The following is a 16,513-nucleotide window of genomic DNA, read 5'->3' as shown; positions in this document are numbered from 1 at the left end:
GACTTGAGAAAGGATATGCTTACCTTAAGGAGGTGAGTGTATGCCAAGGCGATCGAGGAGGAAGAGTAGGAGCGGCATCTATCATGTCATTCTGCGAGGGGCGAACCGACAAGAAATCTTTCACCATGATAAAGACAGGCTCCGATTTCTAGCAAAGCTGAAGCAATTCTCCGGGAAGGAGTTTCAGGTGATGGGATGGTGCCTGATGAATAATCACGTTCATCTGATGATTAAAGAGGGAAGAGAAAGCATTTCTAGTTTGATGAAGCGCGTGGGAGTGAGTTACGCCCGATATTACAATTTCACGTATGCGACGAATGGGCACCTTTTTCAGGACCGCTTTATAAGTGAGGTGGTGGAATCCGAGATAGCTGTTCTGAGGGTGATCCGGTATATTCATATGAATCCGGTGAAGGCGGGAATGGTTGATCATCCTGAGGAATATGTTTGGAGCAGCTGTCGGCTCTATTTCGGACAAGTCAGCTACCCCGTGAATCTATTGAATACTTCTACTGTGTGCGGGTTGTTTTCTAGAGAAAAGGATACGGCTAAGGGAAAGCTTATTGACTATCATAGGTTGCAAGAAGAGTATGATGGGATCGATGCTTGGCCGGTAAGTCAGAAAAGGATGACGGATGAGGAGGCTCGAATCAAGGTAATAGAAGTGATCGGTAAAATGGAGATTCCGCAGGTTAAATCTCTGCCAAAAGTGGAGAGAGATGAGGTGTTGCGTAGAGGAAGGCGCTAGAGGGTGTTACAGTCCGGCAGCTTGCTAGAATTTTAGGTGTGTCGGTGTATTTGATTTGTAAAGCTTAGTCCTAACGTGAGAACCGTCCCCGACACAAATCAAGCCCACCGCAAATTTCCATACAAAGCTGCGCTGGAAACCAAACAGCAGAACCGTCCCCAACACAAAAGCCCCACACCAGACCCACATAAAAAGACGGTTCTCCCAAACGGGAGAACCGTCCCCAAATTAAATTATGCGTTGCTGCTGGATTGTCTGTTGTTGACGACTGGTTTTCCAATCATGTCGCGTTTTACTAGGAACTGAAGTCCGAGTAGGATGACGAAGACGGAAATACCGATGACGTCACTGATCGTGCTCGGGTAGATCAAGGTTAGTCCGCCTAGGACGGCTGGAATCCTTTCGTACCATTCGACTTTACGATACCAGTAGCCGACTAGTCCTGCACCGATTGCAATCATACCTGATACGGCGGTGAAGAGAATCCAGATCAGTTCGACGAAGGATGTGTCGATCATGAGTAGCTGGTTCTCCAGGACGAACATGTACGGGATGATAAAGGCAGCAATGGCGAGCTTGGCGGCATTGACGCCGGTTCGTATGGGTTCGGATGATGCGACACCGGACGCGGCGAAGGCTGCTAGGGCAACCGGCGGCGTGATGTCGGCGATGATACCGAAGTAGAATACGAACAAGTGAGCAGCTAGGTCTTCAATGCCGAGCAGGATGATGGCTGGCGCGGCAATTGTTGACGTGATGACGTAGTTGGCAGTCGTCGGTGATCCCATTCCAAGGACGATGGCTGCAAGCATCGTGAAGAATAGAGTGATCAAGACTTGTCCGTCTGCGATCGATACGAGACTGTTCGCAAGCTTCAGGCCGAGTCCTGTTTTCGTGACGACTCCGACGATGATACCTGCTGCAGCGGTTGCTGCGACTACGCCAAGAGCGGTGCGGGCACCGTCTACTAGGGCATCGATCATGTCTTTGAAGTTACCATCGAAGAACAGGCTGACTGCGATGGTTGCGATGGTCGCTGCAATGAGCGATGATACGATGCTGAAGCTGTCTGCCATCGCTACGCTGTAGATGGCGTGTGCGACGAAGCCTGCACCGAATACGATTGGATAGATTTTGCGGAATTTTTCTTCACGGATCAATCCGACTAAGATAACTGTGAAAATACCGTATAGCGCAGAGCGCATGACACTGACGCCTGTTGCTAGGAACAAGACAATCGCAAGGATTGGTAGGAGTAAATACAATTTCTTGAATACTTCTTTTTTATCCGGGATGTCTTCATCAGGAAGTCCGCTGAGTCCAGTACGTTTTGCTTCAAAGTGCGTCATGATCCAAATCCCTGTGAAGTACAGGATGGCTGGAATCGTCGCTGCTTTGGCAATCGTCCAGTAATCGATGCCGATGAATTCGATCATTAGGAAGGCTGCTGCACCCATGATCGGTGGCATCAGCTGTCCACCAGTTGAGGCAGCGGCTTCGACGCCTCCTGCGAACTCACGTCGGTAGCCGAGACGTTTCATCATCGGAATCGTGAAGGAACCGGACGTTACAACGTTGGCAACGGAACTACCGCTAATCGTACCTTGCAGGGCACTTGAGAAAATCGCTACTTTCGCAGGTCCTCCGGTTCTTTTTCCGGCAAGGGCTACGGCGAGGTCATTGAAATACTGTCCGACGCCTGTTTTTACAAGGAAGGATCCGAATAGTAGGAATAGGAATATGAAAGTGGACGATACCGCAATCGGTGTTCCGAGAATTCCTTCTGTTGTAAAGAACATTGCCTGAACCAACGTGTCGAGGTCGACTCCTCGGTGGATCAGGAATCCAGGCATCTGTCGTCCCCAATACGCGTACGCCAGGAATAGGATGGCGATGACGGTGATCGGGATTCCGACGGCTCTTCTAGTCGCCTCGAGGACGAGTAAGACAGCTAGTGCTCCGACGATGAAGTCGAGCTGCGTCATGTCACCTGCACGCATGACGATTTGATCGTAGAATAATGGCCAGTACAGTCCTACTCCGATACTTAAGGCTGATAGTACAAGGTCATACCAACCGATCTTCCCTTTGACGCGGTTCTTTTTCGTTGCTGGGAAGAGGAGGAAGATAAGCGTTAAACCGAACCCAACGTGAACCGAGCGCAGGATTTGCGCTGGAAGCGGATATACGGTGGAAGTGGTGAGCTGGAATACGGAGAAGGCGAGTAATAGAATGAAAGCAACCTTCGCAAGCCACCCCGACAATTGTCTGACTTGGGAGTCTGGGTCGTATTTTTCCATGATTTCTTTTTGTTTGTCTACAGATTCACTCATAAGAGCTTCACTCCTTTCAACCATTGCCAATTAGAGATGTGTAATGGTTTAATTTTGACCCACGAACCTGCCTCTAAGTAATCCTTGAGTGGATAGGTGTGATCATGATAGATGATAGTGTGGTTGGCTCTGACTTGGCCTAGCATCACATCGATCGATTCATAATCGCCCTGAAGATTCGTGATGTAGTATTTACCGTCCCGCATTTCGAATGTTTCTCCTTCACCTGCATTGGAAGGCATTCCGATGGCCGTGTCCTCATAGATGAGCTGGACCGGTTTCAGTTTGGTGTCTTGGACGGCATATTCTTCAAAAACATCGGACAAGTGCACCGAGTGGGTGAACTTCAACTGGAAATGATCACTTTCCGATACAGGTAAATACGCATTCGTTTCTTTTTCCGGCATCATTTGAAAAGCGACGACATAACGCTCGCCTAGAAAAAGCCAGGCTGTTGCCGACAGAAGGACGGCAATACATAGGACAATAGATGTCCAAATCCACTTACTTTTCATAAAAAAAGTCTCCTTTTTTCTATTATTGGAAAGGAGAAGGGACTGTCCTCAGGAAGGGCAGTCCCAGATAAGCGTAAGGTCTGAAATTACTCAGCACTTACACCAGCTTCATCAAAGTACTTTTTCGCACCAGGGTGAAGTTCAATCCCGACACCATCAAGCGCAGACTCAGCAGTGATCAATTCACCTTTGCTGTGCTGAACTTGATCTGTGTTTTCGAAGATCGCTTTCGTCATGTTATAAACAAGATCTTCGCTCAAGTCACTGTTTGCTACAAGCATCGCTTGAACAGCGACTGTCTTGACTGGTTCTTCAAGACCGTACGTTCCTTCAGCGATTTCATCCTCTGCATAGTAACCGAACTCATCGATCAATGCTTGGATCTTAGACTCTTCGAACTTAACGATGTTGACGTCAGCCGTAGCTGCAAGGCTTTCTACCGCACCTGTTGGTGTACCAGATGTGATGAACGCCGCGTCGATCGTTCCGTCTTGGATACCAGAAGTAGAGTCACCGAAAGCAAGGTTACGAGCTTCGATGTCTTCATCGATAGAAAGGTCGTGGATGCTAAGGATATTCTCAGCGTTAGCATACGTACCAGAACCAGGAGCTCCGACAGATACAACTTTTCCTTCAAGATCCGCTACTGTTTCAATACCGGAATCTTTCGTTGTTACGATTTGGATTGTTTCAGGGTAAAGGGTACCGACAGCTTGTACATTATCGATTTGATCCCCTTCGAACATAAGCTTTCCTTCTGCAGCATAAGAAGCAATGTCAGTTTGGACGAAAGCTAGTTCCCCGTCGCCATCGCGTAGTGATTTCATGTTTTCAACAGAAGCACCTGTTGAAGTTGCGTTTGCTTCGACACCATCTACGTTGTTGTTGATGATCGTCGCGAAAGCTCCACCAAGAGGGTAATATGTACCCTGTGGTCCACCAGTCAAAATGTTGACAAATTGTGTTTCGCCACTGTCGCCTTCTCCGCCAGAAGCGCTGTCTCCGCCTTCATCTGAGTCGGCTGTTCCACCGCCACAGGCAGCTAGGACCAATGCTAAGAACCCAAGAGCCAGCACGGACCAAAAACTTTTCTTCATCATAAGAAGTCCCTCCTTGAATAATTGTATGAATCAACTGATTGGAACCGCTTACACTATATCTGTTTCAGCGACATATGATTCCAAACAGTATGAAACCAATGGATTTCCAAAAATTATAACATTTAATATTTTAAACTATAAAAGCAAAATTGGGAAGGGGGAGAGGATGGATTGGTGGATTTGTGTAGGGTTTTGGAGGGTGGGCTTTTGATTTGGGGACGGTTCTGGTGTTTGGGTGCGGGGGCTTGATTTGGAATAAGGGTTGAGGTTGGGCGAATGTGTTGGGGGTGTGGCGCTAAATTTAGGTTGGGGATTTAGGTTGGGGACGGTTCTCGTGTTAGGAGTGACAGGTGAACTTGGTTTGGAAGGGTGGTGGAGGTAGGGCGGATTTAGGTTGGGGACGGTTCTCGCGTTAGGAGTGATAGGTGGACTTGGTTTGGAAGGGGGGTTAGAGGTTGGGCAGAATTAGATTGGGGACGGTTCTCACGTTATGAAGAACACATCCACCAAACACGAGAACCGTCCCCAATGGAAACCCCTAAACGAAACAGGTATAATGGTTGTGATTCTGTCCTTTTTTGAAAGGGAGAAGGTCTGTTAATACATAAGGGGGAAATTTGTTTTGATCATTGCGATCATCTTATTGTTATTTGTATCTCTATTTTTCTCAGGAAGTGAAACGGCTTTGACGGCGACGAACAGGATGAAGCTTCAGTCAAAGGCGAATAATCATGATAAAAAGGCAGAGAAGCTGTTGAATTTGGTTTCGAAGCCGAGTCAGTTCATTACGACGATTTTGATAGGAAATAATATTGCGAACATCCTGCTACCGACGCTAGTCACGACGCTTGCGATCCAGTATGACTTTAGCGTAGGGCTTGCTTCGGCTATTCTGACGGTCACGATCATCATTTTCTCCGAGGTCATTCCGAAGTCGGTCGCGGCAACTTTCCCGGACCGAATTGCGCTTGCGGTATCACCTGTGATTCGCTTCTTTGTCGTTTTGTTCAAGCCGATTACGGTCGCGTTAAACAAGATGACCGATGCAATCACCAAGGCGCTCTCGAAGGGGCAGGTGCAGGAAGCCTCGGTTTCGAAAGAGGAACTCAGGTTGATGGTCGATATCGCGGATTCTGAAGGGACGTTCCACCCAGTGGAGTCGGACCGAATCAAAGGTGTGCTCGATTTTTATAATTTGAATGTAAAAGACGTGTTGAAGACACCGCGCGTGGATTTGGTAGCGTTGCCGAGTGATGCAGTTTACGAAGATGTGCGGGAAGTCGCGCTTCAGAACCCGTTTACGAGGTACCCGGTGTATCATGACGACATCGACGACATCGTCGGGGTGCTGCACTCGAAGTATTTGATTGCCTGGTCGACGGAGCAGGATAAGCCATTGATGGAATTCTGTGACACAGATCCCATGATTGTGTATGAATTCCATCAGATCGAGCGAGTGTTCCGGAAGATGACTTCTGAGAAAAAGCATCTGGCGATTGTGCTGGATGAGTATGGCGGAACGGAAGGGATCTTGACGCACGAAGATATCATTGAAGCGATGCTCGGACTTGAGATTTCCGATGAAACTGACCTCGAAACGGATTCGCTTGTCGAGAAGGTCACGGATACTGAAATCATCTGTGACGGTAAAATTCCGCTTCGTCGCCTGAACTCGATTTTCGATACAGAGATTCCGGAGGATGAGGACGTTCTGGCTGGGTATATTTTGAGTGAGTTGAATTACTTTCCGGAAGTAGGACAGATCTTAGAGCGGAATAACCTTACGTTCAAAGTGCTGAAAGTGGAAGATCGTACGATTCGAAAAGTGCAGATTGTGAAATAGATTTTTGTTGGGGACGGTTCTGCTGTTTAATTAAACAGCAGAACCGTCCCCATTTTTACCTGTTTTTATATTATTGAAGAGAAAGCGGTTAGAAATTTGAATCTTCTATAAGAGAAAAAATAGAATCTAGAGTCAATTCCAGTATATAAAGCTGTTTTTAGTTGTTAGACCCTTATAACCATTTACTGTATTCTAAAGATGAATTAGGAAATAAGCGTTCGAAAAAGGCTATTTCTAAGGTTGGAGGAGAAACGGTTCATTCAAATTTAGTGGCTTATATGCTATCATTTTAATAAAGGGAGTAGGGTTTCTTAGTGGATATACCTTTTGAAATCGTTTATAGAGGAAATGTGGAGGATTTTGAAGGCCTAATATTATATAAAGCTGAACAAGAGGTTAGAATAGGGAAAATGGGGATTTGGCGACAATTAGCTGATAGATATACTCGTCAATTAACTATTATTCAATATGACCCTTATCCTGATGATGAAGGAGTAGAAGAAGTTGGTGGAGAGGTACCTCCATCCATTAAGCATCTAAATGCCAATACTGTTTTCTCTAATTTTTATCGATGGGGTATAAAGGGAAGAAAAACTGGCGATCACCGAATACTCTATGCAATCCACAACTATTCCAAAGTTATTTTGCTATTCTACTTTGATAAACAATATAATGGTTCAGTTAAGCGGGAGGACATAGTGCCGGCAGAGTCTATTTATGAAGAGTACTGTATAGGTGATCCTAACCTATATGGATGATGGAGGTGTTCAAAATGAGTGATTATATTAGAAAGTATGCGGACTTGACTGGAAAGGATCACGTCGAGAATCTTCAGTGGGAGGGTCGCGTTGCTGCACAGATTAAAAAACATCGAAAAAAAATAGGTTACTCTCAACAAGAGCTTGCTGATAAAGCAGGCATTCCTAAATCGACTATTGGCAGAATTGAAGCTGGCTTAACTAGTCCTAGAACAGAAACACTTTATAAGCTTTCTAGAGTACTTGGGATTCCTTTTGTCATTGATGGCACGGAGGGCACTCAAGAAGATGAGTATTCAAAAGCGTGAAGAACATAATTTAGTTCGAACCTTACATATGAGGTTCGAACTTTTTTGTGGAGATTTTTGAGTTGGGGACGGTTCTCGTGTTTGCACAAACACGAGAACCGTCCCCAACTCAAATGCCCAACTCCAAACTCTGAAACAAAATTACAGAATAATTCAAAATATATTGACATATAATTTCAACACCCGTAGAATAAAGTCAAATGGAGGGGATCACTTGAAAGAGTTTCGAGTCGGTATCGACGGAGGTGGAACGAAGACGAAGTGTTTATTCCTTGAATCCTCAAGAACCGAAATGCCCGAGCAACCTTTGAGTATCACCGGAGCAGGATCGAATCCTCATATCGTCGGCTTTGAGGAAGCGGCGAGACGGATTAAGGGGCTGGTACTGGAAGGGTGCACCCGGTACAACATATCCCCGGAACAAATCGCCTCGATCGGTATCGGCCTTGCAGGTCTCGGTCGTGCGAAAGACATCAAACGTATGGAAGAAGCGCTCGATGCTCTCTTTTTTTCACTTAATTTATCAGAAAATACTGAATACTACATAGGATCGGATAGTGAAATTGCGTTAGAGGGAGCGTTGGCACCGGAAGTGCGGAGTGGGATGTTGGTGATTGCGGGGACGGGATCGAATGCTGTGGCTCGTGATGAAGTAAGTGGATTTTATCGCTGCGGTGGTTGGGGACATCTGCTTGGAGATGAAGGTGGAGCATACTATCTTTCTTTGAAAGCGTTATCTAGTGTGGTGAAGGCGCATGATGGGCGTGGTCCTCGAACGATGCTCAGCGAACTCGTGCTGCAAGCGTTGAACTTAGAGCACGAACAAGATTTGATCCAGTACATGTACGAGAAGCCGCGCGAGAAGCAGGAAGTGGCGCAGCTCGCCTCCCTTGTCATCAAGGCTTGTGAAAAAGGGGATGAAGTCGCGACCCGCTTAATAGAAGAAGCAGCGGATGAACTAGTCTTGCACGTTGCGAGTCTAGCAAAGCAGTCGCCTTATTTTAACGAGAGAACGCCGATAACGGTGGCAGGGTCGATGTTCACTTTTTCTCCCACATTGAAGCGGGCATTTCAAAACAGGTTACTAGATAGGAAGTTAGGCGTTTTCCAAGAGCCGCATGCGCCTCCAGAGTTCGGGGCGGTCATGCTTGGGAAGAAGGCAGAGAACGTAAGGGAAGGTGGTGGAGTCCATGACTGATTCACTCGCTTCATTGACGACAGAAAAACGGAACCCGAGGACGCAGAATTTGGATCAGATGACGGTGGGCGAGATGTTGCAGGTGATGAATCAAGAGGATCGGCACGTCCTTGATGCGGTGTCGGAAGTGATTCCGCAGGTTGAGGAGACGGTCAATATCATTACCGAAGCGGTGAAAAAGGGTGGCAGACTCTTTTATGTCGGCGCCGGCACGAGTGGCAGGCTTGGCGTGATCGATGCGTCGGAATGCCCGCCGACGTTCATGGTGCCGCCTGACATGGTGCAGGCTGTCATGGCAGGTGGCGATCGGGCTTTTTTGAAAGCTAGGGAGAATGCCGAAGACAGTGAGGAAGAGGGAGCTCATGACCTTGAGCAAAAAGCGGTCACGGAAGCGGACGTGATCATTGGCATTACGGCGAGCGGCCGGACGCCGTATCCGATCGGGGCTTTAAAGTATGCAGGCAAAATAGGAGCGAAGACCATTTCGTTATCTTGCAATCCGTCCTCTGAGATCAGTGCTTTTGCTGATGTGCCGATCGAGGTTTTGGTCGGACCTGAGGTGCTGACGGGCTCGACCAGGTTGAAAGCTGCGACCGCGCACAAGATGATCCTCAATATGATCAGTACGACGGTCATGGTCCAGCTCGGCAAAGTTTATGAAAATCTGATGGTCGATGTTCATGCTAGCAATTATAAATTACGAGAGCGAGCGAAACGTATTTTGATGGAAGTGACGGACGCGGGTTATAAGGAAGCGGAGCAAGCGTTGGATGAAGCGAAGTATCAGGTGAAGCCGGCGATTGTGATGCTGGAGTCGTCTGTTTCGCTGGAAGAAGCGAATGCGCGTTTACGACAACACGATGGGCAGCTCAGACGTGCGATTGAAAGTCGATCGATTTGAATACCTTAGTGGTTTCAAATATATTTCACCATTAAAAAAGGGGGAGTTCACCTTGATGATGCGAAAGGGTATGTCTTGGTTCTTGCTTGTCGTGTTGATGGTTTTCGGGCTGCTCGTCGGCTGTGCGCCGGGTGCGAGTTCGGATGATGGCGGTGAGGATGCAGAGGGAGAAGAGCCGGCAACGGATGAAAATGCCGAAGACGGGGAGATTTCCGGAGAGCTTGAAATCCAATATTTCGTTGGAGGCTACGGGGATTCTTGGTGGAAAGAAGTGATTGGAGACTTCCAAGAGGAGTATCCGGATGTCACGATTACGGAACACGCCGGACCGAATATCAATGAAGAGATGCGTTCGCGCTGGGTATCGGACGATCCGCCTGATGTCGTCTACATCGACGGTGCCGGTTCTAGTGAAACGCAGATGGTGGAAGACGGTCAGCTGATGGACATGACGGAATGGCTGTCATCGGTTGAACTGGAGGACGGATCGAAGCTTGAAGAGAGCTTCATCGTGGATCCTGCTACATATGATGGCAGCATCTACAGCTTGCCGCTCGTTTTTGACACGTGGGGCACGTGGTATGACAATGCTTGGTTCGAGGAAAATGACTGGACGGTTCCTTCCGATTTTCCTAGTTTCATGGATACGATGGGACAGATCAAAGAAGACGAGGGCATCGCACCGTTCGTCACGACGGGGCAGTATCCTTACTACTTCTTGCGTGGTGTGTTGTACCCTGCCTTTGGTGCCGCGGGTGGCGACGAGCTGCTGACGGACGTTATCGAAGGAAAAGAGGGCGCATGGACGAGTGAGCCTGTCATGAACGTCATGAAGAAAGTCGAAGAGATGCAGAAAGCTGGCTACATCGACGATGGTTTCGGTGCGCTGAACCATACGCAGTCTCAGATGAACTTCCTGCTTCATGACAATGCGTTCATTCCAGTCGGATTCTGGCTGCCGAATGAGATGGCGAATGATACGCCGGATGACTTCGAGTACGGATTTATTCCGTCTCCAATGCAGGATGAAGGCGAGCCTGGAGCGATCGTTCCTGACTTGAGACCACTTGCCATTGCTGAAAAAGCGGAGAACCCGGAAGCGGCGAAAGCCTTTGTCGAGTTCGTGTTCACGAAAGAATATGCGAAATCGTTCTCTGAACATACTGGCGCAATCATGAACTTACAAGGTGTCGACCTTGCTTCAAGTGATGAAGTGCCTGAGTTCTTGAAGAAGGCGAATGAAATGATCAACGATCCAGAACAGGTGCAGATCTATCAGAAGCCGCACCCGATGAGTGCGAGCCTCGAAACACCGATCAGTAACTCGCTTGTATCGCTGATGCTCGGAAACATTTCTGCTGAAGAGTTTGCAGAAGAAGCGGAAAAAGCGGCGTCAGAATATCGTCAAAGCTTGGAGTAGATCACAGATGAATGTAGGGGCTTCCTAGTCTCTACATTCTCTTTTTACAGAAAAGGGGTGTACATACGTGGTCCAATCGAAAAAACAGTCGTATTTGTTCCTGGCCTTTTGTCTTGTCCCGACCTTTATCTTGTTTGCTGTCTTTACGCTGTATCCGCTTGTGAATGGTCTTTATTATTCGTTATTCGAGTGGTCCGGTGCCTCTTCTGTCGGAGAGTTCGTTGGGTTCGACAACTACAAGAGGTTGTTCAGCGATGAAATTATTCCACGCACGATTCTTCATGACTATTTTCTCGTTGTCGCCAAAGTGATCGGCATTATGATCCTATCCACGTTCTTCGCGGTGGCGCTCACTCAGATGAGAATCAAGGAAGCGCCTTTTTACCGGATTATCTTCTTCTTTCCTAATATTATGTCGGTCGTCGTCATCGGAATCTTGTGGACGTTCATCTATAACCCGAACCTCGGACTCGTCAACTCTGGGCTTGAATTCATCGGGCTCGAGGAATGGACGAAGCCGTGGCTCGGAAGTGAGACGTGGGCATTGCCGAGTCTTGTTCTACCTTCCGTGTGGGCCGGGATCGGGTTGTTCATGTTGATGCTGATGGGCGGAATTTCGAACATATCGAAAAGTTATTATGAAGCAGCGGAGATTGATGGAGCGACAGAATGGCAGCAGTTCTGGAAGGTGACGTTGCCGCTGATCTGGCCGCAGATCAAGATCTCGATTCTCTATATCATCATTACAACGCTGAACGGCTCGTTCATCATCGTCCAGGTCATGACGCGCGGGGGGCCGAACAACTCGACGCACGTGATGGGGTCGTACTTGTATGAGCAGGCTTTTGTAAAATATAACTTCGGTTATGGTGCGACAATCGGCGTCATGATTTTGATCTTGTCGTTGATCACCGTCGTGATTATGCAATTCATGATGAGACGCGAGAAAGTGGAGTATTAATGTGAAGGAGGGGAAGACATGAAACAAAGAAGATGGCTCTCGAGGTCCGTTGTGCGTATTCCGCTTGTGCTATGGGCACTCGCCGTCCTCTATCCGATCATTTGGATGATTCTCGGTGCGTTCAAGTCGAATGCGGAGATTTATGCGAACCCGTGGGGACTGCCAGAAGTGTTCAACTTTCAAAATTTTGCTGATGCCTGGAGCAACTACAACATCGACATCAGCGTGTTCAATAGTTTGATCGTAACAGGGCTCGGTGCCTTGCTGACATTGGCAATGGCGATTCCGACCTCTTATGCGCTCGAGCGGATTCGCTTCCGCGGCAACCGGCTCCTTTTCACGATATACATTTCTGCGATGATGATTCCGATGGTGCTGGGGTGGATTCCGCTTTTCTTCTTATTGATGCAGCTGAATCTGCTTGATAATATCTTCGGACTTGCGATCGTGTATGCGGTCAGTCAGCTTCCGTTCAGTATTTTCGTGCTGACGAGTTTCATGGCGACGATTCCGAAATCGCTTGAGGAAGCGGCGGCGATCGACGGGATGTCTCCGTACGGCATCCTTTGGAAAATCATTACGCCGCTGTCGACAACCGGGATCATTACGGTTACGATCATGAATATGATCCAATTTTGGAACGAATATTTCATGGCTTTGATTTTTCTACAAAGTGAAGAGAATTACACGCTCGCTTTGGCGATTGATTACATCAGTAATGAAACGCAGTACACAAACGCGTGGGGGACGTTGTTTGCGAGTCTCGTCATCGCGATTGTGCCGGTGATTGTGTTGTATGCGATCTTCCAGCGACGGATTGTCAAAGGTATGACAGAAGGTGCGATTAAAGGATAGGTGTGGTGTCGATGATGAAGAACGGATTAACGGGCGGATTGATGATGCTGACAGAGATGCAGGAGAAACTGCCGCCCTCTGAGAAGAAAATAGCGAAGTTCATCCTGGAGCATCCGCATGAAGCGATCCATTGCACAGCGGCTCAGCTCGGTGAACTGAGTTCGACGAGCAGCGCGGCGGTGATTCGCTTATGCAAGTCACTGGGGCTGAAGGGGCTTCAGGAGCTGAAACTACGGATCTCAGGCGACCTCCATAAACGACCGGAGTCCAAGTTTCGGGATATCCAGCCGGGGGAAGAGCCTTATGAAATAGTAGAAAAAGTGACCAATAACAATTTGCAGGCGATTAAGGAGACATCCGAGCTCGTCGATTACGAGACGTTATCAAAAGCGGTGCAGCTGTTGAAGGAAGCGAGGCGCATCCACTTCTTCGGGGTCGGAGCTTCCGGCATTATTGCGCAGGATGCCCAGCAGAAGTTCTTGCGCATGAACCGGGCGACGTCCGCTTTCACCGATTTGCATAACGCGGCGATGAACATCGCGAACGTAGACGAGTCGGATGTCGTGTTCGGGATCTCTTTTTCCGGTGAGACGTATGAAACGGCGAAAATCATGGAAATCGCCCAGTCGAAGGGTGCGAAAACCATCAGTTTGACGCGGTATGGAAATTCAAGAGTAACGTCGTTTGCCGATGTCTCGCTTTACATATCTGCCTCCAGAGAGATTCCGGCCCCGTTCCGGAGCGGTGCGACGTCGTCCCGCCTTGCCCAGCTGCATATGATCGATATCCTCTTCGTCCATCTGGTGACGGATCAGTGGGACGAGGCGTCGGTCTATTTTAACGAAATCAGTGATGTCATCAGTCAATTGAAAGGAGACGGTTGAGGTGAACAAGTGGCTCAAGCCCCTGGAAGATTGCTTGGAAAAAGGGCGCGTGTTGACGGAAGTTGCGGATCTGTACAGTTATAGTTTCGATGCGTCGTTCGGGGAGCATTTGCCGGAAGCGGTCGTGCAGGTGAAGGATAAGTATGAAGTTGCGAGGATCTTGAAGCTTGCCAATGAGTATGGTGTGCCTGTTTATCCGCGCGGGGCAGGGACGTGCTTGAGCGGCGGACCGCTCCCGGTGCACGGTGGAATCGTCCTCGACTTATCGAAGCTTCCTGCTCGGATTGAAGTCAGGCCAGACGATTTGACAGTGACCGTTTCGCCGAGTGTGCGGACAGGTGATATCAATAAAGAAGCGGAAAAATATGGCCTCATGTATGCGCCGGACCCGAGTAGTGCACACGTGGCGACGATCGGAGGCAATCTGGCGGAGAATTCTGGTGGGCCGCGTGGGTTGAAATACGGTGTGACGAAAGACCATGTGCTCGGTTTGGAAGTCGTCACCCCGGAAGGTGAATTGATCCGGACCGGCGGGCAAACGATCAAGAACGTGACCGGCTATGACCTGACGAAGTTGATCGTGGGCTCTGAAGGGACGCTTGCTGTCATTGTCGAAGCGACATTGAAGCTGATGCCGAAGCCGCCGGCTGTCAGGACGATGATGGTCGCGTTCAACGAAGTCCGGACAGCAGGTGAAGCGATATCGCGGACGTTGACGTCAGGGGTATTGCCTTCGAAGCTAGAGTTTATGGACCAGGCTTGTGTCGTTGCGGTCGAGCAGTTCCAACCGATTGGCCTTCCTGTTGATGCTGCTGCGATCATTCTCGTCGAACTGGACGGGCCGGAGGAAGCGCTAAGGGTCGAGCAGGAGAAGATCGAAGCGATCATGAAGGACATGAAGGCGAAGGATATCATCATTCCGGAAAGCGACGAGGAAGCGGCGAAGCTCTGGCATGCGAGGAAGCAAGTGTCACCTGCGATTGCGAAGATCAAGCCGACGAAGGTATCTGAGGATGCGACGGTGCCACGTAGTAAGATTCCGGACTTCATGGACCGGCTGCAAGTGATCAAAGAAAAGTATAACCTCGAAGTCGTTGCGTTCGGTCATGCCGGGGATGGCAATCTCCATCCTAATATTTTGTGCGACCAACGTGATGCTGATGAGATGAAGCGTGCTGAGCTCGCGGTCGAAGAGATGTTCGAAGCGGCAATCGAGCTTGGAGGCACGTTGTCGGGTGAGCACGGAATCGGGACGATGAAGGCTCCGTTCATGGAAATGGAGTTAGGGGACGTCGGCGTCGACATGATGAGGCGGATCAAACAAGTGTGGGACCCGAATAACATTTTGAACCCTGGGAAGATTTTTGCGGAAAAAGGCCAGAAGCTGGTGCTGCGCAATGACTGACGGATTGAAGCATGCCTATGATCTGACATTCGACTGTGTGCAGTGTGGCTATTGTCTTCCGGCTTGTCCGACGTATGAAACGATGGAGTCGGAAACCCATTCTCCCCGCGGGCGCATCAATTTGGTGAAAATGGTGGCGGAAGGGAAAGCGTCGGTGGAAGACATGGAAGAACCGATCGAGAAGTGTCTCGGCTGTATGGCTTGTACTTCCGTGTGTCCGACGAATGTTCAATACGGATCGATTTTGGAAAATGCCAAGGAAGTGTTGGACGAATCGAAACAGACAGGAGCGGTCGAATCGTTCCTTTTTGATGATTTCATTCCTTCTAGAAGGTGGATGGATCGACTCGGGGTTGCGACGTGGCTTTTCCAGAAGTCTGGTGCTGACCGGATTGCGGACCGACTGCCTTGGAAAATGCCGCTTCACTTGGAGGCGTTCGCTGGAATCTTACCTGAGATGCCTTCTCCCGCGAAACGGAACGAGCGCGCGACGAGGTATATGCGGAAGCGTCCGGCAGTGAAGAAGGTCGGCTTTTTCACAGGGTGTATCATGGATAGTGTCTTCTTCGGCAGCAATGAGTCGACGATTGAGTTACTGCTCCGGAGTGGGGCGGAAGTCGTTTTGCCGGAAAATCAGACGTGCTGCGGTGCGCTGCATGCGCATTCTGGTAAGAAGGAAAAGGCGATCGAGCTTGCGAAACAGAATATTGCCGCTTATGAAGAGGAGCAGTTCGATTATATTGTCGAGAATGCCGGTGGATGTGGTGCTCAAATGATCGATTATCCGTCTCTTTTTGAAGAGGGAACGGAATGGCATGAGCGAGCAGTGGCGTTTTCGAGTCGGGTGAAAGATATATCGGAAGTACTTGTTGAGATGGACGGGCTAGCGTTTTCTAAAGAGGTCGATCAGACGGTGACGTATCAGCCTTCCTGCCATATGACGTATGTGCAGAAAGTGGTCGAGCCGCCGCTTGAATTGCTTCGGAAAGTTCCGGGACTCCAATTGGAAGAGTTGGAGCGCCCTGGGTTCTGTTGTGGATCGGCGGGTGTTTACAATTTGGTCCAGCATGAAGATTCGATGGATGTGTTGGATGTGAAGATGGAAGACGTGTGCCGGACGGGAGCGGATCAAGTAGTAACATCCAATCCAGGGTGCTTGCTGCAAATGAAGCTCGGAATCAAGCGGGAAGGGATGGAGAGTGAAGCTGTCCATCTGGTCGATTTACTGATGGAAGCGGATCCGGAGTCTCGCTACTGACCGCGCGCGATAAGGAAGAGAAAGCA

General features: G+C 48.9%; 15 protein-coding genes. 12 read left to right on the top strand and 3 right to left on the bottom strand.

The genetic code is table 11. The features are described 5' to 3' along the window. Positions 1-40 precede the first annotated feature (40 nt). The gene (locus tag E4663_RS14065; RefSeq protein WP_135328081.1) at positions 41-748 is read left to right on the top strand and encodes a transposase; all 708 of its coding nucleotides are present in this window, start codon (positions 41-43) and stop codon (positions 746-748) included. 233 nt (positions 749-981) lie between these two features. Here E4663_RS14065 and E4663_RS14060 read toward each other — a convergent pair whose 3' ends face one another. The 3 genes from E4663_RS14060 to E4663_RS14050 all read right to left on the bottom strand — a co-directional run bounded on the left by E4663_RS14060 (position 982) and on the right by E4663_RS14050 (position 4,696). Further along, positions 982-3,081: a TRAP transporter permease gene (locus E4663_RS14060; protein WP_241657208.1), complete on the bottom strand. Its 2,100-nt coding sequence runs from the start codon at positions 3,079-3,081 to the stop codon at positions 982-984. Then, a complete protein-coding gene (locus E4663_RS14055; RefSeq protein WP_135328080.1) occupies positions 3,078-3,596 on the bottom strand; it encodes a DUF1850 domain-containing protein in 519 nt (172 codons plus the stop codon). Before E4663_RS14055 ends, E4663_RS14060 begins: the two co-directional genes overlap by 4 nt. Before the next feature lie 86 nt (positions 3,597-3,682). After that, positions 3,683-4,696 carry a TAXI family TRAP transporter solute-binding subunit gene (locus E4663_RS14050; RefSeq protein WP_135328079.1) on the bottom strand — a complete coding sequence of 338 codons (1,014 nt, stop codon included), beginning with the start codon at positions 4,694-4,696 and terminating at the stop codon, positions 3,683-3,685. A gap of 622 nt (positions 4,697-5,318) precedes the next feature. On the opposite strand from E4663_RS14050, the gene E4663_RS14045 reads away from it, so the two are divergent. The 11 genes from E4663_RS14045 to E4663_RS13995 all read left to right on the top strand — a co-directional run bounded on the left by E4663_RS14045 (position 5,319) and on the right by E4663_RS13995 (position 16,487). Then, on the top strand, positions 5,319-6,539 hold the full coding sequence (locus E4663_RS14045; protein WP_135328078.1) for a hemolysin family protein: 1,221 nt from the start codon (positions 5,319-5,321) through the stop codon (positions 6,537-6,539). A 314-nt stretch (positions 6,540-6,853) separates the two neighbouring features. Next, positions 6,854-7,297 (top strand): hypothetical protein, encoded by a 444-nt coding sequence (locus E4663_RS14040; RefSeq protein WP_241657207.1) that lies wholly within the window; start codon positions 6,854-6,856, stop codon positions 7,295-7,297. A gap of 14 nt (positions 7,298-7,311) precedes the next feature. Continuing rightward, positions 7,312-7,605 (top strand): helix-turn-helix domain-containing protein, encoded by a 294-nt coding sequence (locus tag E4663_RS14035; protein WP_135328077.1) that lies wholly within the window; start codon positions 7,312-7,314, stop codon positions 7,603-7,605. Positions 7,606-7,819: 214 nt separating this feature from the next. After that, positions 7,820-8,803: an N-acetylglucosamine kinase gene (locus E4663_RS14030; protein ID WP_135328076.1), complete on the top strand. Its 984-nt coding sequence runs from the start codon at positions 7,820-7,822 to the stop codon at positions 8,801-8,803. Then, entirely contained in the window at positions 8,796-9,704 is a 909-nt protein-coding gene (gene murQ / locus E4663_RS14025; RefSeq protein ID WP_135328075.1) for an N-acetylmuramic acid 6-phosphate etherase, read from the top strand. Before E4663_RS14030 ends, murQ begins: the two co-directional genes overlap by 8 nt. Before the next feature lie 70 nt (positions 9,705-9,774). Next, complete coding sequence (locus tag E4663_RS14020; protein WP_421803823.1) at positions 9,775-11,124, top strand: ABC transporter substrate-binding protein; 1,350 nt, start codon at positions 9,775-9,777, stop codon at positions 11,122-11,124. Between the two features lie 67 nt (positions 11,125-11,191). Next, entirely contained in the window at positions 11,192-12,085 is an 894-nt protein-coding gene (locus E4663_RS14015; RefSeq protein ID WP_079478087.1) for a carbohydrate ABC transporter permease, read from the top strand. Between the two features lie 18 nt (positions 12,086-12,103). Continuing rightward, complete coding sequence (locus E4663_RS14010) at positions 12,104-12,940, top strand: carbohydrate ABC transporter permease (RefSeq protein ID WP_079478088.1); 837 nt, start codon at positions 12,104-12,106, stop codon at positions 12,938-12,940. A 14-nt stretch (positions 12,941-12,954) separates the two neighbouring features. Further along, the gene (locus E4663_RS14005; RefSeq protein WP_079478467.1) at positions 12,955-13,824 is read left to right on the top strand and encodes a MurR/RpiR family transcriptional regulator; all 870 of its coding nucleotides are present in this window, start codon (positions 12,955-12,957) and stop codon (positions 13,822-13,824) included. Between the two features lies 1 nt (position 13,825). Then, positions 13,826-15,229, top strand: coding sequence for an FAD-binding oxidoreductase (locus E4663_RS14000; RefSeq protein WP_135328074.1), 1,404 nt, complete (start codon positions 13,826-13,828; stop codon positions 15,227-15,229). Beyond that, positions 15,222-16,487: a (Fe-S)-binding protein gene (locus E4663_RS13995; protein WP_135328073.1), complete on the top strand. Its 1,266-nt coding sequence runs from the start codon at positions 15,222-15,224 to the stop codon at positions 16,485-16,487. Before E4663_RS14000 ends, E4663_RS13995 begins: the two co-directional genes overlap by 8 nt. Positions 16,488-16,513 lie beyond the last annotated feature (26 nt).

This window comes from Halobacillus salinus (genome assembly GCF_004684905.1).
GTDB lineage: Bacteria > Bacillota > Bacilli > Bacillales > Halobacillaceae > Halobacillus > Halobacillus salinus.
This window is presented reverse-complemented; position numbering and strand designations above follow the sequence as displayed.